Source organism: Herbaspirillum sp. WGmk3 (assembly GCF_023952535.1).
Lineage (GTDB): Bacteria > Pseudomonadota > Gammaproteobacteria > Burkholderiales > Burkholderiaceae_D > Herbaspirillum > Herbaspirillum huttiense.
This window is the reverse complement of record NZ_JAKYWT010000001.1, coordinates 967,565-987,413: the sequence shown is the minus strand read 5'-3', so window position 1 is coordinate 987,413 and position 19,849 is coordinate 967,565. Positions and strand designations below refer to the sequence as shown.

Sequence of the window (19,849 nt, the reverse complement as noted above, 5' to 3'; positions counted from 1 at the left end):
AGTTGTCAGTGAATCAAAGTTCCTTGGCAGCGAAGGTGTTGCAGGCGCTGACCTTGCCTTCGGAAATACCGCGCTTGAACCAGGTCACGCGCTGCGCCGAGCTGCCATGGGTGAAGGAATCCGGTACGACCACGCCGCGCGCCTGGCGTTGCAGGGCATCGTCGCCGATGGCCGAGGCGGCATTCAAGGCATCCTCGATATCGCCTTCTTCGAGGATGTGACGCGCCTGGTTGGCGTGATAGGCCCAGACTCCGGCGAAGCAGTCCGCCTGCAGTTCCAGCCGCACCGACATGGCATTGGCCTGCTTTTCGGTGGCATTGCGGCGGGCAGCATCGACCTTGTCGGAGATGCCCATCAGGTGTTGCACGTGGTGCCCCACTTCATGCGCGATCACGTAAGCCTGCGCGAAATTGCCGGACACCTTGAAGCGCTGCTTCATCAGTTCATAAAACGACAGGTCGATATACACCTTCTGGTCGCCGGGGCAGTAGAAGGGGCCGGTGGCGGTCTGGCCGGTACCGCAGGCGGTCGGCGTGCTGCCGGAAAACAGCACCAGCTTGGGCCGCACATATTGCTTGCCGTTGTTGGCGAAAATCTGGCCCCAGGTATCTTCGGTATCGGCCAGGACGGTCGAGACGAAGCGCGCCATCTGGTCATTGGGCGAAGGCTTGTGGGCCGGTGCCTGCTGTTGCACCGGCGCAGGCGAGCCGCCGCCGGAGAGCAGGTTGAGCATGGTCAGCGGGTTGATGCCCAGGAAGTAGGAGGCCACCAGCGCCACCGCGACCGTGCCCAGCCCGATGGAGCGCCCGCCGAAGCCAAAACCGCCACCCCCGCCGCCACCCTCGCCACGGCGGTCTTCCACGTTGTCGCTTTCGCGATTGCCTTCCCATTTCATGATGTGTTCTCCGGTGCTGCAGTCTGCAATGGCGCGATTGTAATGGATGGCATGGGCCGCGGCATGTCGGACGTTGTCTGACCGTGTGAGGTTGCTCTGTCCGATTCCGCCGGATGAGCTGGCGGTGTAGGTTGAGGCAGCAGGAGGGTGACAAAGCATGGAGCGGCTTGGCGCTGTCGGCAATCGATGCCACACTGTTCCCGGCAGCCTGCATTCCTAACGCTCACAACGACAACAGTACAGGAGACGACATGATCATCTGGCTCATTCTTCTCATCGCCGGCGCGCTGGCCCTCATGATGATGCGCGCCAGCGCCTGGGTCTGGCTGGTCGCTGAAGCGGTCCTGATCTGGCTGGGCGCGCGCCTGGCCGATATCGAATTGCCGGTGCTGGTGCTGCTGGCCATCCTTTTCTTCACGCCCACGCTGCTGGTGGCGATCAAGTCCGTCCGACAGTCGCTGATGACACGTCCGGCGCTGGACCTGTTCCGCAAGATCGCCCCACGCATGTCCGCCACCGAACGCGATGCCATCGAGGCCGGTACCGTCTGGTGGGATGCCGAACTGTTCTCCGGCAAGCCGGACTGGAAGCGCCTCTTCGACCTGCCCGCGCCGCGCCTGACGCCGGAAGAGCAGAGCTTCCTCGACAACGAGGTCGAGCAATTGTGCGCCATGGTCAGCGACTGGGACACCAGCGTGAAGACCCAGGACCTGCCGCCCGACGCCTGGCAGTTCATCAAGGACAAGGGTTTCCTGGGCATGATCATTCCGCGTCAATACGGCGGCAAGCAGTTCTCGGCCTACATGCATTCGCAGGTGGTGATGAAACTGGGCTCGCGCAGTTCGGCTGCGGCCATCGCGGTGATGGTGCCCAATTCACTGGGTCCGGCCGAATTGCTGCTGCATTACGGCACCGACGCCCAGAAAAATCATTACCTGCCGCGCCTGGCGCAGGGGCTGGAGATTCCCTGCTTTGCGCTGACCAGTCCCTATGCGGGTTCGGATGCGGCCGCCATTCCCGATGTGGGCATCGTCTGCAAGGGCGAGCATGAGGGCCGCGAGACGCTGGGCTTTCGCGTCACCTGGAGCAAGCGCTACATCACCCTGGCACCGATTGCCACCGTGCTGGGCCTGGCCTTCCGCGTGCGCGATCCGGATGGCCTGCTGGGCAGCGATGCCGAACCCGGCATCACCTGCGCCCTGATCCCGACCGACCATCCGGGCGTGATCACCGGACGCCGTCACTGGCCGCTCAATGCCGTCTTCCAGAACGGGCCGACCGAGGGGCGCGATGTCTTCATTCCGATGGAATGGGTGATCGGCGGTGCCGGGCAGGTCGGACGCGGCTGGCGCATGCTCATGGAATGTTTGGCGGCAGGGCGGGCGATTTCGCTGCCGTCCTCCAGCGTCGGTTTTTCCAAGCTGGCCGTGCGTGGCACCAGCGCCTACACGGCCATGCGACGCCAGTTCAAGATCGAGATCGGCAAGTTCGAAGGCGTGCAGGAGGCCCTGGCGCGCATGGGCGGGCATCTCTACATGATGGATGCCACGCGCCGCCTGTCGGCGCTGGCAGTGGATGCGGGCGAGAAGCCCTCGGTCATCTCGGCCATCTCCAAGTACCACGTCACCGAGCGCGGGCGCATGGTGGTCAATGACGGCATGGACGTGATCGGCGGCAAGGGGATCTGCATGGGGCCGGGCAACTTCCTGGCGCGCGCGTATCAGCAGGTGCCCATCGCCATTACTGTGGAAGGGGCCAATATCCTGACGCGCTGCCTCATCATCTTCGGCCAGGGCGCGATCCGCTGCCATCCCTACGTCCTGCAGGAGCTGGCCACCGCCGCCGATGAAGACCGCGAGCGCGCCGTGCAGGAATTCGACCGCCTGCTCTTCGGGCATCTCTCCTTCGTGGCTGCCAATGCCGCGCGCAGCTTCGTGGGCGGCATCAGCCGGGGCTGGCTGCTGCCCTCGTCCAGCCATGCCGCACGTGCCACGCAGGGCTATTTCCGTGCGGTGGTGCATCTGTCGTCGGCCTTTGCGCTGCTCACCGATGTGAGCATGGGCGTGCTGGGCGGAACGCTCAAATTCCGCGAACGGATATCGGCACGGCTGGGGGATGTGGTTTCGCAGCTTTATCTGGTGTCGGCGGTACTGAAGCGGTTCGAGGATGACGGCCGGCAGGAAGAAGACCTGCCCTATGTGGACTGGTCGGTGCAGGATGCCTTGCATCGCGCCCAGGAAGCCATCATCGATGTCTTGCACAACTTCCCCAATCCGTTCATCGCGGTACTGCTGCGGGTGCTGATCTTCCCGCTGGGCCTGCCGTATCGCAAGCCTTCCGATGTGCTCGGCACGCGCGTGGCCCAGGCCATGCAGACCCCGGGTGAGAGCCGCAACCGCCTGGTGGCCGGTGCCTACCTGCCGCGCGAGGGCGATCCGCTGGCCTGCGGCGAGAAAGCCTTCGTGCTCGCGCCGGTGGTGCAGCAACTTGAGCATCGCCTCAAGTCCGACATCAAGGAAGGCAAGCTGCCGCCGATGCCGCAGAGCCTGCTGGAAGTCCCGGCCTGGAGTGCGCTGGCGCTGGAACGCCAGCTGATCTCGCAGCAGGAGAAGGAAGCGGTCGATGCCTTTGCCCACTATGGCGACCAGAGCGTGCAGGTCGATGACTTCGGCGCAGATTTCGACCGTGCGGAGATCGTGGCGCAGCAGCGTTCATAAGGAGATGAAGGTTTGCGTTATCCTGCCGGTTCCCGCGTATTCCACAGGATGAACCATGACCCCGCAGCCCCGCATCTACATGGCCGGCCCCGACGTCTTCCAGCGCGACTATGCGCAGCACAAACTGCAGATCAAGCAGTGGTGCGCCGACCTCGGGCTGGTCGCCCTGTGCCCGGGTGATGACGAGGTCAGCGGCGACAGCAAGGCCGAGGTGGCGCGCCGCATCTACGAGATCAACGTGGCCCTGATCGACTCCGCCGATTATGTGGTGGCCAATGTGTGCGATTTCCGTGGCCATGAGCCGGACTCGGGCACGGTCTTCGAGATCGGCTATGCCGTCGGGCGCGGCAAGAAGGTGTGGTGCTACAACACGCCTGCGCAAGACTTGCTGCAACAGGTGCCGCAGGCTGAACCGGGCGTCTGCCATGACGGCATGTTCATCGAGGACTTCGGCCTGCCGCGCAACCTCATGCTGGCGCATGCCGCCGAGCTGGTACAAGGCGACGTGCATGACTGCCTGCAAAGGGTAGCGCGCTGGCACGCGGGCCAGCGCTGATCGCCACCGCTTTCCTGCTTCACTGCTGGGGCAGGCGCCCCAGCAGGTAGAACTCTTCATTGGGCCGCATGCTGGTCACGTTGGCCAGCCGGTTCGACATGCCGAAGAAGGCCGCGATGGCGGCCATGTCCCACGCATCTTCCTCATTCCAGCCATGCGCCTTGAGCGTGGCGAAATCCTCTTCATTGACAGCCCAGGCGCTGGCCGAGACCTTCATGGCGAAGTCCAGCATGGCCTTCTGCCGCGCGCTGATATCGGCCTTGCGGTAATTGATGGCGATCTGGTCGGCCAGCAGCGGGTCCTTGGCGCGGATGCGCAGGATGGCACCATGCGCCACCACACAGTACTGGCACTGGTTGGCATTGCTGGTGGCCACCACGATCATCTCGCGCTCGGCCTTGGTGAGGCCGCCGGGTTTGTCCATCAGCGCATCGTGATAAGCGAAGAAGGCGCGGAATTCATCCGGACGATGCGCCAGCACCAGGAACACGTTGGGGATGAATCCGGACTTTTCCTGCACGGCCAGGATGCGACTGCGGATGTCCTCCGGCAGGGTATGAAGATCGGGGATGGGAAAGCGGCCGATGGGCGCATCGGGAGCGGTGGCTGGGGTCATGCTTGTCTCCTTGTTCATTTGTTGTGGATGCTGCATCAAGAACTTAGCACTTCTGGCCCACAGGTAATGTCGCCGGACTGACGGTGAAGCTTTTTGCTTTAGATTTCCTTTTTGGAAACCTTTCTGAAATATTATTAAGATATATCTTGAAATGCGGCGAATTAAGATATATCTTGGCTATATCGATCGACCCGCAGCGTGCGTCAGTCGCTGCCTCAGCCACCTGACAATAAGGAAATACCATGTTCAAGCATTTATTCAATCAACCCGGCGAACCCGGCCACGGCCCCAAGCACCAGCGTCACGACCGCCCGCATCATGGCGGCGGCCTGTTTGAAGATGACGAGCCGCGCGGTCCGCGTGGCCATCATGGCCCCGGTGGCCGTGAAGGCGGCGGCGGACGCGGTGCGCGCATGTTCGAGCAGGGCGCGTTGCGCATCGTGATGCTGCATCTGCTGCAGGAAAAGCCGCGCCACGGCTACGACATGATCAAGGCCATCGAGCAACTGGTCGGCGGCGGCTACAGCCCCAGCCCCGGCGTGATCTACCCGACCCTGACGCTGCTGGAAGAAATGGGCCATGCCTCGGTGCAGGGCGAGGATGGCGGCAAGAAGCTTTACACCCTCAGCGCCGAGGGCAAGGCCTATCTGGAAGAAAAGGAAAACGCCGAGCTGCTGCAGCAGGTGCTGCGCAAGTTCGAATTGCGCCGCCAGGAGCGTCCCGACGCCGATTCGCCCGAACTGCGCCGCGCCGTGCAGAATTTCCGCATGGCCCTGCATACGCGCCTGGCCAAGGGCAAGCTGGCCAAGGAAGAACTGCACGCCATCATCGACATCATCGATCGCGCCGCCGTGGCGGTGGAACGCGCCTGATCCGGCGATCCGGGATTTTGGAAAGGAACTTCACATGAAAGAACATCGCTACCGCATCACCCTGGAGCATCTGGCCACCGCCTCGGAGGGACAGCCTTTGCACGCGCCCCTGAGCTTCGAGGCCGGCAACCATGACGATATCTTCAGTATCGTCGCCCGCCTGCGTGGCAACGGGCAGTTCGACAGCGACACCAGCGCGCAGCTGGCGCTGGGTTTGAAACTGTTCTCGGAGGTGATGCTCAAGAATCGCAAGCATCCGCTGTTTGAGGACATCCAGCCGGCCTTGCGCGACTTCATCATGAAGCTGAAGTCGCAGGGCAAGGCCGCTGCCGCAGCGCAGGGCGAAGCCGCCTCCGAATAAGATGCGCGCCGGACCTTACTGATTGGCCGGCGCAATCATCTCCGCATAGTCATACAACGCACCGAGGATGTCCTGGGTGCGTTCGTCATCCGCCTCCTCCTGCAACTGGTCGATCTGCTCGAACAGTTGCGCGACGGTACGCGCACCGCCAGCGCCTTCAAACAGGCGCGCAGCGCGGTGTTCTTCCCAGTGCTGCGCTTCCTCGGGGCTCAAGGTCTCGGGGAAGTTGCGTGCGCGATAGCGGAACAGGATTTCATTCAAGCGCATATCGTCAAAGGCTACGCTGGCCCCGGCCAGCGCCTGTGGCGGCAGGGCACGCAGCTGCGTCAGCTGGCGGCGGTCGCCGTTGCCGATGAAGCCGCCGTACAGATCTTCATCCACGTCCGGCGACGCCTCGTGTTCGCGCTGGTAGACCTCGCGCCACAGCGGGCCCAGGTCGGGCAGGGCGGCGGCCTTTTCCGCGTGGCGCAGGGCCAGGTCGACATCGATGTTCAGCTGCGCGGCGCGCTCGGCAGACAGCGTCTTGAGGCTGCCGACCACCATCGGCGACTTGTTCAGGTGAATGCTCTTGACCGGCAGGCGGACCATGCCTTCAGGCATCTCGTCGCGCTTGGTGAACATGCGTTCACGTACGGTGGCCGCATCCATGCCCGCCAGTACGCTCGGGTCATAGCCGAGATCCCAGGCGATCACTTCATTCTTGTTGGTCGGATGCATGCCCAGCGGCCACATCAGCGCCAGGCAGCCATTGGCTACCGGGAACATGCCGGAGACGTGCAGGAAGGGTTTGGCGGCCGGCAGGCCGATTTCCGCTGCGGCCTTGTCCTTCTTGTGCAAGGCCAGCGCGAAGTCGAACAGGCGCGGATTGTTCTGGCGGATCAGGCGTGCCAGGGCGATGGTGGCGCGCACATCCGACAGCGCATCGTGCGCCGCCTCATGCACCAGGCCATTGGCCTTGGACAGATGCTCCAGCTTGAAGCTGACGCTGCCGTCTTCCTTGGTCGGCCACTGTATGCCCTCGGGGCGCAGCGCATAGGTCAGGCGCACCACGTCGAGCAGGTCCCAGCGGCCGCAGCCGTTGGCCCATTCGCGGGCATAGGGATCGATCAGGTTGCGCCAGAACATGAAGCGCGTGACTTCATCATCGAAGCGGATGGTGTTGTAGCCCACGCCGATGGTGCCGGGCTCGCCCAGCGCCTGCTCGATGCGGGCGGCGAACTCATGTTCGGGGACGCCGTGCGCCAGGCAGTGCTGCGGGGTGATGCCGGTGATCAGGCAGGACACCGGGTCGGGCAAGTAGTCCGGCGCCGGCTTGCAATACAGCATGATGGGCTCGCCGATCTCGTTGAGTTCGGCATCGGTGCGCACGGCGGCGAACTGCGAGGGACGGTCGCGGCGCGGTACTGCGCCAAAGGTTTCGTAGTCGTGCCAGAGGAAGGTGTGATTGGACATCGCGGACGGCTTCTAAGGGAATCGCGCGATTATAGAGCCTTGCGCTGCCCTTGCCGTCACGCAAAGGGCAGGCGGCGTGATGAAGCCGTTCTTTTTTGAAGGCCTGCGGCCCGGGGAGGGGCCGTGACCGGCCTGAACTCACTTCGCTGGCGCAGGCGCAGCGGCGGGGGCCAGCGGCACCATGGGGGCCGCGTCGCGCTTGAGGACCTTGCGCATCGCATCCTGCAGCGTGCCGCTGCGCATGGGGGCGTTGCCGCCGGCGTACAGGATGTTGTCGATCACCCAGCCGCGCGCATCGCGGGCCAGCGTGACCTTGTCGGTCCATTTGGCGGGCGACTGCAGCTTGGCGTCACTGAAGATCAGTTCCACGGCGCAACTGGCTTCGCGCTCCTGGGCCTCGCACTGGACCACGCGGAAGGTGGAAGCGCCATTCGGGTTGCCGGTGAAGACATCGCCCTGCACCAGCGGCGGCAGGGGATCGGCATCGGGATCGGCTGCCACTTCGGCGGCAGACTGCGTCGCACGGGCTTCGTCAGCCACCGAGACATCCTTCAACAGATCGAACAGCGGCACCGACAGGAAGCGGCGGAAGGTAATCAGTTCCTTCAGCGTCAGGGCGCCCGAGGGACGGTTCGAGGCATGGGTCTGGTAGAACTCCGTCACCAGTTCCTTGGCCTTGCCCTCTTCATTGGCCGAGCATGCTGCAAGCAACAGGCTGGCGGCGACGACGAGTGTCTTACCGATCCGCTTCAATCCGATTCTCCCTGGTCCAGCCGCGCGTGCGCACTGGCGTGTTGTTTCATGATGCCATTGTCATTTTGATATTTCCTGCCTGCCGGTGCGCAGCGGGACCCGAGGGGCGCAACACGACCAGCCTGACAGAGCGGCATCTTACGCGCTGCGGCTCAGCAGGAAGACCGGGAACACACCGCCAAAAAGCCGCCAATTCCGCAGCGCACCGGCCCCGGCGAGCCGGGCCGGCTCATTCGGCCTGCTGGATGGCGTCGGTGAGGTTGTCGCTGAGGTATTCGCGCTGGGAGGACTGGTCGTTGCCGATGAATTCGATATCGTCGATGCGCCACTGGCGCTCTTCGCGCACCAGCAGGATCTTGTCGTTCCAGGATTCATCCGCGCCATCCTTCTGGTAGCGGAAGCTGACCTGGCAGGAAGCCCGGTCGGCCTCGCTGTCGCAGGATTGCACGGCAAAGGAGGTGGCCCCTTCATACAGCGAGGTGAACAGGTCGCCCTCGATGATGGGGGCGGCCTGCGCACCGGCCACGGTGTGGTAGCGCACGTCGGCGGCTTCGGCGCGGGTCAGCAGGGCGTACAGCGCACGGCTGACCAGTGGCTCGAACTGCTTGAGTTCGTCTGCCGACGGCAGGCCGGGAGCGTGGTTCTTGAGATGGATGCGGTAGAAGTTGCCGATCACCTCGGCCTGCTGCTGTTCGTCACCACTGAAGTTGTTGCAGCCGGACAGGGCCAGCAGCAGGCCCAGCGCACAGGCGGTGGCGCGCAGAGGGCGAGCGGAGGGGGAGGCTAAACGGAGCAGTGTGGTCATTCTGGTGTTCCTGCGCGCGGTGCGGACCGGCGCTGTTGTCATGGCGGCACATCATCGTCGTGAGGCCGGCAGGGGCGGCCGGTTCGGCCAGCCCCCCGGGCCTGCCCTTTAGTCAGGGGAAGGCCGCAAACGTTCCGCTGCGCCAGGTCGGGTAGCGCGGCGGGTCTCCGTTGTTCGGCGGGCGCGGTCAGCGCACATCGGTCTTACGCGGATTCGGTCAGCAGCGCGAAGTGTTCCACCACCGGCGCACCGGCGAAGAAGGGGCCGACGATGCCGCGCCATTCGGTGAAGGCGGGCGATTCACGGAAATCCACGGTATGGTTTTCCAGGGTGGCCCAGTACACCATGAGCAGGTAGCGCTCGGGCGATTCGATGCCTTTCTGGACCTTGTGGCCGAGATAGCCGCGCGCCTTGCTGATGGTCTGCGCCAGGCCGCGCTGGATGGCTTCGTCGAATTCTGCTTGCTTGCCGGGTTGGATGCGGATGTCCGCCAGTTCCAGGATCATGTAGGTCTCCAGTGCATAGTCGAGGGGTGCCCGGCACAAACCGGGCGGCTCGATTATCACATGTTCGTCCGAAGCGGGCGTTCAACGGAATTGAACCCTGCCTGAAAAGCTTTCACTCGACCAGGATGTCGCGCTTCTCCAGTTTCTGCGCCATGTCTTCCAGCGTGATCTCGATGGCGCGCGTACTGATCATGATTTCCCACAGCGACACCAGCAGCGATGCCACCAGCAGCATCAGGCTGATGCCGAAGAACACCTCGGCCCAGCGATTGAAGTCGACGAAGATCAGGTACATCGAGACGGCGCACATGATGAAGCTGGAGACCCCCAGCGCCTGCATGTAGCGGGTCAGCACGATGCGTTTCCTGAGATTGAGGATCTGCCGGATCACCAGCCCGCGTTCATCGTTCTGGCCCTGGTTCTGCAGGTTGCGGATCAGCTGCGCCAGCACCAGGAAGCGGTTGGTATAGGCCAGCAGCAACAGCGAGGTCGCGGGAAACAGCAGGGCAGGGGTGGTGAGGTTGATCATCGACATGGCAAGCAGCAATCGGGGACGTGATTCTAACCTCTCCCGAGGCGCAAGAAACATGCCCGGGAACGGTCGCCGGCGTTTGCGCAAACGGGCGGTCTGTTTTGGGGCGCCAGCCTGGTGCAGTCGCGCTTTTTGCACCGCCGGGCAGCAGCGCGCCGGGCGGCCGAAATCTTTTACGGATTTTTTTTGCGGGGCAGCGCCGCAGCAATTGTTATTTGTGCGGTCGCTCAATACACTAGCCCCCGTTCCACATCCACGTACAAATCAAAACAAATCCACAACGAAAGGGATCTCCATGTCGGGTTCGTATTTCCCCCAATGGCGGCTGCGCCAAAGCACCAACGACGGCCAGGGGGCCGTGATCGCCGCCGATGAGCGGCTGCCTGCGCCGCAGACGCTGGCCATGGGCGTGCAGCACGTGGTGGCCATGTTCGGCTCGACCGTGCTGGCCCCGCTGCTCATGGGCTTCGATCCCAACCTGGCGATCCTGATGTCGGGCGTCGGTACCCTGCTGTTCTTCCTGCTGGTGGGCGGGCGCGTGCCGAGCTACCTGGGGTCGAGCTTTTCCTTCATCGGCCTGGTCATTGCCGTGACCGGTTATGCCGGCTCCGGCCCCAACGCCAACCTCGGCGTGGCACTGGGCGGCATCATCGCCTGTGGTGCCGTGTATGCGGTGATCGGCCTGATCGTCTCCGGCGTGGGCACGCGCTGGATCGAATCCCTGATGCCGCCGGTGGTGACCGGCGCGGTGGTGGCGGTGATCGGCCTGAACCTGGCACCGATCGCGGTCAAGGGCGTCTCCGGCAGCAGCTTCGACAGCTGGATGGCGCTGGCCACCATCTTGTGCGTGGGCTTCGTGGCGGTGTTCACGCGCGGCATGCTGCAGCGCCTGCTGATCCTGATCGGCCTGCTGCTGGCCTATGTGCTCTACGCGGTGCTGACCAATGGCATGGGCCTGGGCAAGCCGATCGACTTTTCCACCGTGGCCAATGCCGCCTGGTTCGGCCTGCCGCACTTCGCGGCTCCCGTGTTCCAGGGCAGCGCCATGGCACTGCTGGCTCCGGTCGCGATCATCCTGGTGGCCGAGAACCTGGGCCACATCAAGGCCGTCTCGGCCATGACCGGCCAGAACCTGGACCGCTACATCGGCCGCGCCTTCATCGGCGATGGCCTGGCCACCATGCTCTCGGGCAGCGTCGGCGGTACCGGCGTGACCACCTACGCCGAGAATATCGGCGTGATGGCCGTCACCAAGATCTACTCCACCCTGGTCTTCGTGGTGGCGGCTGTCATTGCCATCCTGCTGGGCTTTTCGCCCAAGTTCGGCGCGGTCATCCTGACCATTCCGGGCGCGGTGCTGGGCGGCGTGTCGATCGTGGTGTTCGGTCTCATCACCGTGTCGGGTGCCCGCATCTGGGTCGAGAACAAGGTCGATTTCTCCAACAATACCAACCTGATCGTGGCTGCCGTCACGCTGGTGCTGGGCGCAGGCGACTTCACCCTCAAGATGGGCGGCTTCGCCCTGGGGGGCATCGGGACTGCCACCTTCGGTGCCATCATCCTGCATGCCCTGCTGAAACGTCGCGGATGATTTCATCCTGACAAGACACCGATGCAACAGCGGCAAGGCCGGTCCTGGTGACCGGCCTTTTTTGTTCTACCATGATGTGAGGAGAGTGAAGATTTCCGTTGAGCAATCCTCAGTGGCTGTCTATACTCTGTCGCGTTGCAGCGCAGCGTCGCCGCTACGGCCCCGGGGAAGGGCCGGCCGGAGGCGCATTCCGGCCGCTGCCTGTCGCGGGCCTGGCCCGCCTTTCAGGGGAATCACCGCATGAACTCCGCCCTCCGCCTGCCAGCGCTGCTGTGCATCGCCCTGCCTTTGCTGTCGGCCTGTGACGCCGTGGCCGGCAAGAAGGATTACGCCTATTTCCGCAAGAACATCGAGGAGGCCAAATCGGTCTCCGACCAGTGCCAGCTCAACGGCACTTCGGGCATGAACGAGGAACAGATCCGTGTCTGCGGTGCGGCCCGCGAAGCCTGGGGTAACCGCAACTTCAATTACTGAGCCGGCGCGGCTGTGGGCAGCGGCCGTCACGGCGCTGTCACAAATTTGTCAAAAGCGGTGGTTAGAATGCGGGGTCGTTCATTGCCCCTGGCCCATTCCCGACCCGCCCGCCCATGCACAATCCGCCGGACACCCCGCAAGCCCTGCACCTGCTCTATGAGCCGGCCGGATTCATCTGCGCCTTCCGCTTCGAAGACGGCCATGCGCGCCAGATGAACTGGAATGAAGTTGTTGACTATCATCCGAGTGCGCCGGATTTCACCTGGCTGCACGTCAAGACGGCCGATGTGAAGATCCAGCAATGGCTGGCCCATCACAGCGACATTCCCGAGTACATCACTGAATTCTTGTTGAGCAGCGACACCCATCCGGGCCTGCATGCCACCCCCGAGGGGGTCTATGGCACGCTGACCGATATGAAGATGGAGATCGGCGACACCGGCACCGAGAAGGGCGCGCTGCACTTCTACCTGGATCGCACGCGCCTGTTGACGCTGCGTACCCAGCCGCTGATCTCGACCAACATGCTGCGCCAGAAGGTGCTCGACGGCGGCGACTTCGACAATCCCATGGACCTCTTCGCCGAGCTGCTGCGCTGCCTGGCCGATGGCTTCAATGCGCGCCTGGACAAGCTCAACGACAAGGTCGACGACATCGAATTCTCGGTGCTCTCGGACCGCCGTGCCGAAGACCGTGCCGAGCTCTCCGGCATCCGCCGCCAGCTGGCCGAACTGCGCCGCTTCATCGCGCCGGAACGCCGTATCCTGGCCCAGTTCCAGCGGCTGCGCCCGGCCTGGGTGCCACGCGAGGCGCTGGAAGACCTGACCCATGCGCTGGATGAACTCAACGAACTGCATTCCACCGTGGAAGCCGTCTATGAACGTGCCAAGCTGCTGCAGGAAGAGATCGCCTCGCAGATGTCGGAGCAGATGAACCGCAACCTGATGGCACTCTCTGTCCTGACCGCGCTGCTGATGCCGGCCACGTTGGTGTCAGGGATTTTCGGGATGAACGTGGCAGGTCTGCCGGGCCTGCATGACGAGACCTCGTTCTGGATCGTGATGGGATTGATGGGCGGCCTCGGTGTCGCCACCGTGGCCTTCCTGAAGTGGATGAAGATCTTCTGATGCCCTGATCTTCTGAACCGCAGCCGGGCGGCGGCGGTGGCGGCCCGGCGCGAGGCTGCTCAGTCGCGCGTGGCCATGGCCTCTTCGCTCTCGCGAATGAGCTTGTCGATGTCCAGGTTGTCGACCGGTTCCACCTTCAGCGACAGCGGACGCCAAAGGGAATACAGCCACAGGCCGATGCAGCACATGGTCCCCATGAAGAGGGTGATGAAGGCCGACAGGAACAGGCCGATGAAGGGCGAGGCGATCAGGCCGTCATAGCCGATCAGGTGCTTGCCATCCCAGGTGATGGTCTGTGCGCCGAACAGCGAGAGCACGCCCATCAGCGTCGAAAACGGTACCAGCGAAAACGTGGTCCCCACGGCCAGCAGCTTGTAGATGGATGACATCGACAGGCGCTGGATCTTGATCTGCTCGAACATGCGTTCCCCTTGCTCCGCTTGTGGCCTGTGCCATCAAGCTGCGCCATCCCGTTGGCACGGGCGGCTGGCGCACTGCCGCCCGCGTGGCCTTGCGGCCGTATTCCCCTGCCGGACCCCTTCCGGGTCGGGTCTTGTCCTGCCTGCGCTGAGGCTTACTTGCCCCAGCTGTCCTTGAGCGTCACGGCCCGGTTGAAGATCGGCTGGCCCTCGGTCGAATCGACGCGGTCGGCCACGAAGTAGCCGTGGCGTTCGAACTGGTAGATCTCGCCGGGCTTGGCGGTCTTCAGGGTCGGCTCCAGGTAGGCGGTGATGACTTCCTTGGAGTTCGGATTCAAGGCGGCCAGGAAGTCCTTGCCGCCGGCGTCCGGATGCGGGTCCGAGAACAGGCGGTCGTACAGGCGCACTTCAGTGGCAAGTGCGTGCTCGGCGCTGACCCAGTGCAGGTTGCCCTTGACCTTGTAGTTGGAGCTGCCTTCGGTGCCGCTCTTGCTGTCTTCGAAGTAGTTGCAGTGCACGGCGATGACGTTGCCGTGTTCATCCTTGTCGCAGCCGGTGCATTCGACCACGTAGCCGTAGCGCAGGCGCACCTTGTTGCCGGGGAAGAGACGGAAGTAGCCCTTGGTCGGTTCTTCCATGAAGTCTTCGCGCTCGATCCACAGTTCCTTGGTAATCGGGAAGTGGCGGTGCGCGGTGTCATGTTCCGGATGCGCCGGCGGATAGACCGGGGCGCTGCAATCGATGGACACGCCTTCCGGGAAGTTGTCGATGATCAGCTTCAGGGGACGCAGCACGGCCACGGCACGCGGGGCCTTGGGATCGAGGTCTTCACGCAGCGCGCCTTCGAGCACGCTGAAGTCGATCCAGCTGTTGTTCTTGGAAGCGCCGGTGCGGTCGCACATCAGGCGGATCGCTTCGGGCGTGTAGCCACGGCGGCGCAGGCCGACGATGGTGGGCATGCGCGGGTCATCCCAGCCGGAGACGATCTTTTCGTCTACCAACTGGCGCAGCTTGCGCTTGCTGGTGATGATGTAGGTCAGATTGAGGCGGGCAAATTCATATTGATGCGGCAGCGGCTTCTTGAAGAAACCTTCCTCGGCCAGCTGTTCCAGCAGCCAGTCGTAGAACGGGCGCTGGTCTTCGAATTCCAGGGTGCAGATGGAGTGCGAAATGTTTTCCAGCGCATCTTCGATGGGATGCGCAAAGGTGTACATCGGGTACACGCGCCACTTGTCGCCGGTGTTGTGGTGGGTGGCGTGGCGGATGCGGTAGATGGCCGGATCGCGCAGGTTCATGTTGGGGCTGGCCATGTCGATCCTGGCGCGCAGGATCATGGAGCCGTCCGGATGCTTGCCGTCGCGCATTTCCTCGAACAGGCGCAGCGACTCCTCTGCCGGACGGTCGCGCCACGGCGAATCCTTGCCGGGTTCGGTCAGGGTGCCGCGGTTTTCGCGCATTTGTTCGGCGTTCTGCTCGTCCACATAGGCCAGGCCCTTGCGGATCAGGGCCTGGGCACAGGCGTACATGACGTCGAAATAGTTGCTGGCGTAGTACAGGTGCGACTTGCCTTCATGCTCCCAGGAGAAGCCCAGCCACTTGACCGAGTCCAGGATGGTGTCGACGTATTCCTGCTCTTCCTTCTCCGGGTTGGTGTCGTCGAAACGCATGTGGCAGCGGCCGGCGTAGTCGGCGGCCAGACCGAAGTTCAGGCAGATCGACTTGGCGTGCCCGATGTGCAGATAGCCGTTCGGCTCGGGCGGAAAACGGGTGACCACCTGCGGCAGGGCCTCGCCATCCTGGCTGTTGCGTTCGGCATAGGTACCCGAGACCAGGTCGGATTCGATGATGCCGCGCAGGAAATTGGTGGAGGGGGCAGGGGTGTGACCGTTTTTCAGTTCGTTGCTCATGGGATGAATCGGGAGGAATGCCTGTTTATTCAGATGGCAAGCATTTTACCGCAGCTGCCCGGTTCCACGGGCGTTGCGGCCGTTCCTGCGGGAATTTTTGCTCGTTGGCAAGGCGGCTGGAGCCGATATGAAGCTTTTTTACCGGGTCTTGTTACAGAAGATACGCCCATGCATTACCTGTCAGGCATGGCGGCTGGCACTCTGCGAGCGTGGCCTGGCATCCCGCCGGGCGCAGTGAACAAAAACGCCAAAACACAAGGAGTGCATCATGAGCCGTTGGATCAAGCTGATCGTCGCCGCTGCGGTGGCTGCTGCCACGCTGTCGGCCTGCGTGGTGGTGCCGGTGGGCCCGCCGCAGCCGCATTACTACCGTCCTTATTACGGACCCGGTTATTACTATGGCCGCTGATGGCTGACGAGGGATGGCCTACATCTGCCTGAACAGATGGGCGAACAGGCGGCTGACCGCCAGTTTTTCCGGGCGGTCGCGCAGGGTCACGAAGAGCTTGCCGCTCTCTTCCCGCAGCGCCGCCTGGATCTGCCGCACCTGGACCACGGTGCCGCGATGGATCTGCCAGAACTGGCGGCCATCGAGCTGGGGGATCAATTCCCGCAGGCTGGTCCGGATCAGCGCGCTGCCCTCGGCGCTGACCACATTCACATACTTGTCGGTGGCTTCGAAATAGATCACCTCGTCCACCGGAATCAACTTCACCTTGTTGCCGACCGCCGCACGGATGTAGTCCAGCCGGGGCGGCGCGTCTTCCACGGCGGGCGCGGACAGCGCACGCAGCTGCGCCAGCGCGCGTTCCAGATGGCTGTCCTGGTCGCTGGCGGCGCGCTGGGCCAGCAGCCCTTGCAGGCGCGCCACCGTCACCGCCAGCCGGTCCTGGCTGATCGGCTTGAGCAGGTAATCGATGGCTGCCCGCTCGAAGGCTTGCAGGGCGTAGTCGTCATAGGCCGTCACGAAGACGATGAGCGGGAAGGCCCGCCCGGCAGGCCACTCCTCGGCCAGGTCGCCGGCTACCTCCAGCCCGCTGCGGCCGGGCATCTTGATATCCAGGAACAGCACATCCGGCAGCAGGGCCAGCGCCTGCTCCAGCGCTTCATCGCCATTGGCGGCCAGGTGCGGCGCGGGCAGATCCGGCCAGCAGCGCGCCAGGGCTTGGCGCAAAGCATTGGCCAGCAGGGGTTCGTCTTCGGCGATCAGGGCAGTGGGCGCGGCCATGGTGGACTCCGGACAAAGCGGCAGGGGACTCAATGATGATCCAGCAGGCGGGTGTTCTTGCTGCTGCGGTGCGCCGCCTTGAGGGCCTTGAGCGGGATGGTGATCTGCGCCATCGCGCCGGCTGGTACGTTGTGGGTGATGATGAGTTCGGCCAGCGGGCCGTAGAGTGTCACCAGGCGCTCGCGGATGTTGTCCAGCCCGAAGTGCATGCCGATCACCGGTTCCTTCTGGGCGGGCGGCTGGTTCAGGCTCACGCTGGTGGGCAGGCCGACGCCCGTATCGAGCACGCTCAAGACCAGCATGTCATTGTGCACCGCGGCCCGCACGGTGCAGTTGCCGCCGGCCACCTTGGGCTCCAGGCCATGCTTGATGGCGTTTTCCACCAGCGGCTGCAGCAGCATCGGGGCCAGGCGCAGCTTGCCCAGGTGTTCCGGCAGTTGCAGGGTGTAGGAAAGGCGCAGCCCCATGCGCAGCGACATCAGTCCCAGGTAGGCCTTGATGAGGTCGAATTCCTTTTGCAGCGAGGTGCTGTCGGCCCGCGAGGCCGACAAGGTCGTGCGCAGGTAGTGCACCAGCTGGTTCAGCATCAGCTCGGCCTGCAGCGGATCGGTGCTGATCAGCGACTGCAGCGTGGCCAGCGTGTTGAAGAGCATGTGCGGCTCGATCTGGGCCTGCAGCATCTGCAGTTGCGCCTGCACCGCCTGCTTCTCGACCTGGCTGGCGTGGGCTTGCAGGGCGGCCATCTTCTGGCGGTTCCAGAAGAAGACGGTAGCGCCGAAGCACACCAGGAAGGTCAGCACGATCACCGCAATGATGTTGTCGCTCTGCTCGGGGACCATGTTGAGGATGGGCTGGTCCATCAGCAGGCTGGCCAGGATGCGCCCCAGCAGCACCGCCAGCGGGGCCATCACCGCGATGATGGCGAGGAAGCCCAGCTTGTTGGGCTCGCCATCGCCCCAGATCGCCAGCCGCGAGCCGTTGATGAACAGCATGGCCAAGAGGCCGATGCACATCGAGACCTGCAGGTTTTCATAGAACGTGCCGCCGATGCGCATCAGGTAAGTCACGGCCAGCGCGCACAGCAGGTTGATGACCAGCGTGGGCAGCAAGGCCAGCGCCAGCTGGCGCAGCAGGACGATCAGGCGGGGCGGAAGGGCGGTGTCGTGTTGGGTCATGCGTTTCCAGGGATGAAGCAAGCAAGCGGCCCGGCGTACCAGGCCCTCTCTTTAGCGGCGGCGCAGTTCACGGGCGATCAGCGCCTGCTTCCAGCCGGCGGGAAAACGCCCGAATACGCTCAAGGCGTGGAATAGTACCCCGATTCCCCAGCCAAGGAGAGGCCCCAGGCTCCACCAGTGGCGGTGCTGGCCCATCAGGTTCAACAGGATCAGGCCGGTGTTGACCGCCAGGTAAATGCCGAAATGATGGAAAAAGCCGACCTGGCGCGCTACCCGCCGCTCGGCACGGGCCAGCTCCTCGGGCGAGGCAGCGGTGATATGAAGATTCTGGTCAGAAAGGGAGGAGGGGGCAGTGTCGCGCATGATGGCCTCGCAGTGGTGGGGTGAATGATGGCGCAAGCATGCGCCGCCGCGCCGGCTCCGGCGAGCCACTTGCGACGGGCGGCATTCTGGCGGGTGCCAACGGCTTGTGGCGCGGCGTGATCTGCTCTACCTTATGCGCCGATCGCCTTGATCCTTCTGCAAGGCCTACCCTCGGAGAGAACATCATGTGGCCCTATCCCCGCATCCTCGCCCATCGCGGCGGCGGCACCCTGGCACCGGAAAACACCCTGGCCGGCTTTCGCTGCGGCCTGGAACACGGCTATCGCGCCGCCGAATTCGACGTCATGCTCACCCGCGACGAAGTCCCCATCCTGATGCACGACCCGCAGCGCGGCCGCACCCTGCCCGGGGCCGGCAAGATCGCCGAGACCGACTGGGCCGATCTGCGCGACCTGGAAGCCGGTGCCTGGCTGGATGCGCGCTTCGCCGGGGAACGCCTCTGCACGCTGGAGCAGGGGCTGGATTTCTGCCTGGCCGAAGGGATCTGGATGAACGTCGAGATCAAGCCCGCCGCCGCCGAATTCGCGCGCCGTACCGGTGAGCTGACCGCCCAGGCCGTGGCGCGGCGCTTCGCAGGCAAGAGCGGGGCGGCACTGCCGGTCTTGTCCTCGTTCTCCTTCGAGGCGCTGCTGGCGGCCAAGGAAGCGGCGCCCGCCCTGCCGCGTGGTTACCTGGTGGATGTGATTCCCGAGGACTGGCAGGCGTGCTTGGAAAAGCTGCAGGCCGTGGCCCTGCACACCAATCACAAGCACCTCACTCCGGCCCTGGCGGCTGCCGTGAAGACGGCGGGCTATGGCCTCTTCTGCTACACCGTCAACGACATGGCGCGCGCCGAGGAAATCCGCCAGTGGGGCGTGGATGCCTTCTGCACCGATCGCATCGATCTCATCGCGGCCGACGCCTGGTAAGCCACGTCATCCCCACGCTGCCCGCATTGTTCATCTCGCGCAGCGTGGAAATGAATGGCAAATTACGCTCTTACCGGCGGACTGAATCCTCACACGCTAGCTATGATTTGCATGCGGACAACAATAACTGGAGGGCAGTCGACAGTTGTTGTCAACGCGTCGCGAAAATCTTGCGTTAAGGAAGCACAAGGCCGGCGCCCGTGAGCACGCCGGTGGACTTGTGGAAGCACACAACACTGAGAGATAGAGGAAAACGATGAAGATCAACAAACTGCTGGCTGCCGTACTCGTCGCCGCCTTCGCCATGCCGGTCCTGGCCCAGCCCGCACCGGCTCCGGCTGGCGCTCCCGCCGCTGAAGCCCCGGCTGCCAAGCCTGCTCACAAGAAGCACAAGAAGCATGCGAAGAAGGCCAAGAAGCACAAGCACAAGAAGGCCAAGAAGAACAATCCGGTGCCGGCCAACAAGGGCGCCTGATCGTCCGGTCTTCTGGTGGCGGACCGCACAGCGTGGCCCGCACTTGTTTTTACCGGAAGGTTCGGCTGACGCAGTTAAGGTCCGGCGGCGCAGGTT

22 protein-coding genes are annotated in these 19,849 nt (G+C 63.8%); 10 read left to right on the top strand and 12 right to left on the bottom strand.

Translation table 11 applies throughout. The features are described 5' to 3' along the window. Positions 1-13 precede the first annotated feature (13 nt). Entirely contained in the window at positions 14-895 is an 882-nt protein-coding gene (locus tag MKD49_RS04330) for a neutral zinc metallopeptidase (RefSeq protein ID WP_121043397.1), read from the bottom strand. Between the two features lie 251 nt (positions 896-1,146). On the opposite strand from MKD49_RS04330, the gene MKD49_RS04325 reads away from it, so the two are divergent. Both MKD49_RS04325 and MKD49_RS04320 read left to right on the top strand, forming a co-directional pair. Beyond that, entirely contained in the window at positions 1,147-3,612 is a 2,466-nt protein-coding gene (locus MKD49_RS04325; protein ID WP_252695560.1) for an acyl-CoA dehydrogenase, read from the top strand. A gap of 55 nt (positions 3,613-3,667) precedes the next feature. Next, entirely contained in the window at positions 3,668-4,168 is a 501-nt protein-coding gene (locus MKD49_RS04320) for a nucleoside 2-deoxyribosyltransferase (protein WP_252695559.1), read from the top strand. A 19-nt stretch (positions 4,169-4,187) separates the two neighbouring features. Here MKD49_RS04320 and MKD49_RS04315 read toward each other — a convergent pair whose 3' ends face one another. After that, a complete protein-coding gene (locus tag MKD49_RS04315) occupies positions 4,188-4,784 on the bottom strand; it encodes a peroxidase-related enzyme (RefSeq protein ID WP_209582633.1) in 597 nt (198 codons plus the stop codon). A gap of 242 nt (positions 4,785-5,026) precedes the next feature. Between MKD49_RS04315 and MKD49_RS04310 the strand changes: the two genes are divergently transcribed. Next, on the top strand, positions 5,027-5,656 hold the full coding sequence (locus tag MKD49_RS04310) for a PadR family transcriptional regulator (RefSeq protein ID WP_039784268.1): 630 nt from the start codon (positions 5,027-5,029) through the stop codon (positions 5,654-5,656). Positions 5,657-5,690: 34 nt separating this feature from the next. Beyond that, positions 5,691-6,017: a DUF3861 domain-containing protein gene (locus MKD49_RS04305; RefSeq protein ID WP_121043385.1), complete on the top strand. Its 327-nt coding sequence runs from the start codon at positions 5,691-5,693 to the stop codon at positions 6,015-6,017. A 15-nt stretch (positions 6,018-6,032) separates the two neighbouring features. Here MKD49_RS04305 and sbcB read toward each other — a convergent pair whose 3' ends face one another. The 5 genes from sbcB to MKD49_RS04280 form a co-directional block, all read right to left on the bottom strand. Then, a complete protein-coding gene (gene sbcB / locus MKD49_RS04300; protein ID WP_252695558.1) occupies positions 6,033-7,469 on the bottom strand; it encodes an exodeoxyribonuclease I in 1,437 nt (478 codons plus the stop codon). A gap of 138 nt (positions 7,470-7,607) precedes the next feature. Beyond that, positions 7,608-8,222 (bottom strand): hypothetical protein, encoded by a 615-nt coding sequence (locus tag MKD49_RS04295; protein WP_252695557.1) that lies wholly within the window; start codon positions 8,220-8,222, stop codon positions 7,608-7,610. A gap of 229 nt (positions 8,223-8,451) precedes the next feature. Continuing rightward, entirely contained in the window at positions 8,452-9,027 is a 576-nt protein-coding gene (locus MKD49_RS04290; protein ID WP_034335713.1) for a DUF3828 domain-containing protein, read from the bottom strand. 203 nt (positions 9,028-9,230) lie between these two features. Next, on the bottom strand, positions 9,231-9,533 hold the full coding sequence (locus MKD49_RS04285) for an antibiotic biosynthesis monooxygenase (protein WP_034335716.1): 303 nt from the start codon (positions 9,531-9,533) through the stop codon (positions 9,231-9,233). Between the two features lie 112 nt (positions 9,534-9,645). Continuing rightward, positions 9,646-10,062, bottom strand: a complete 417-nt coding sequence (locus MKD49_RS04280) for a DUF2721 domain-containing protein (protein ID WP_204726023.1) — start codon at positions 10,060-10,062, stop codon at positions 9,646-9,648. Between the two features lie 298 nt (positions 10,063-10,360). Here MKD49_RS04280 and MKD49_RS04275 point away from each other — a divergent pair, with 298 nt between their 5' ends. From MKD49_RS04275 to MKD49_RS04265, 3 genes are all read left to right on the top strand, one after another. Then, positions 10,361-11,656, top strand: a complete 1,296-nt coding sequence (locus tag MKD49_RS04275; RefSeq protein ID WP_088756304.1) for a solute carrier family 23 protein — start codon at positions 10,361-10,363, stop codon at positions 11,654-11,656. 240 nt (positions 11,657-11,896) lie between these two features. Then, positions 11,897-12,130 carry a hypothetical protein gene (locus MKD49_RS04270; RefSeq protein ID WP_034334477.1) on the top strand — a complete coding sequence of 78 codons (234 nt, stop codon included), beginning with the start codon at positions 11,897-11,899 and terminating at the stop codon, positions 12,128-12,130. Positions 12,131-12,243: 113 nt separating this feature from the next. Continuing rightward, positions 12,244-13,257, top strand: a complete 1,014-nt coding sequence (locus MKD49_RS04265; protein ID WP_121043372.1) for a transporter — start codon at positions 12,244-12,246, stop codon at positions 13,255-13,257. A 59-nt stretch (positions 13,258-13,316) separates the two neighbouring features. Here the strand turns inward: MKD49_RS04265 and MKD49_RS04260 are convergent, their stop codons facing one another. After that, complete coding sequence (locus tag MKD49_RS04260) at positions 13,317-13,679, bottom strand: hypothetical protein (RefSeq protein WP_039784286.1); 363 nt, start codon at positions 13,677-13,679, stop codon at positions 13,317-13,319. Between the two features lie 152 nt (positions 13,680-13,831). Beyond that, a complete protein-coding gene (locus tag MKD49_RS04255) occupies positions 13,832-15,583 on the bottom strand; it encodes a glutamine--tRNA ligase/YqeY domain fusion protein (RefSeq protein WP_209567455.1) in 1,752 nt (583 codons plus the stop codon). 268 nt (positions 15,584-15,851) lie between these two features. Between MKD49_RS04255 and MKD49_RS04250 the strand changes: the two genes are divergently transcribed. Then, positions 15,852-15,992, top strand: a complete 141-nt coding sequence (locus MKD49_RS04250) for a hypothetical protein (protein WP_008331432.1) — start codon at positions 15,852-15,854, stop codon at positions 15,990-15,992. 18 nt (positions 15,993-16,010) lie between these two features. On the opposite strand, the gene MKD49_RS04245 is transcribed toward MKD49_RS04250, so the two are convergent. From MKD49_RS04245 to MKD49_RS04235, 3 genes are read right to left on the bottom strand one after another with little or no spacing between them, the layout of a single operon-like run. Continuing rightward, complete coding sequence (locus MKD49_RS04245; RefSeq protein ID WP_252695556.1) at positions 16,011-16,811, bottom strand: LytTR family DNA-binding domain-containing protein; 801 nt, start codon at positions 16,809-16,811, stop codon at positions 16,011-16,013. 29 nt (positions 16,812-16,840) lie between these two features. Then, on the bottom strand, positions 16,841-17,986 hold the full coding sequence (locus tag MKD49_RS04240) for a sensor histidine kinase (protein WP_252695555.1): 1,146 nt from the start codon (positions 17,984-17,986) through the stop codon (positions 16,841-16,843). Between the two features lie 51 nt (positions 17,987-18,037). After that, the gene (locus MKD49_RS04235; protein ID WP_252695554.1) at positions 18,038-18,349 is read right to left on the bottom strand and encodes a 2TM domain-containing protein; all 312 of its coding nucleotides are present in this window, start codon (positions 18,347-18,349) and stop codon (positions 18,038-18,040) included. A 185-nt stretch (positions 18,350-18,534) separates the two neighbouring features. Here MKD49_RS04235 and ugpQ point away from each other — a divergent pair, with 185 nt between their 5' ends. Both ugpQ and MKD49_RS04225 read left to right on the top strand, forming a co-directional pair. After that, entirely contained in the window at positions 18,535-19,278 is a 744-nt protein-coding gene (gene ugpQ, locus MKD49_RS04230) for a glycerophosphodiester phosphodiesterase (RefSeq protein WP_252695553.1), read from the top strand. A 256-nt stretch (positions 19,279-19,534) separates the two neighbouring features. Then, complete coding sequence (locus MKD49_RS04225) at positions 19,535-19,753, top strand: hypothetical protein (RefSeq protein WP_039784299.1); 219 nt, start codon at positions 19,535-19,537, stop codon at positions 19,751-19,753. Positions 19,754-19,849: the final 96 nt, after the last annotated feature.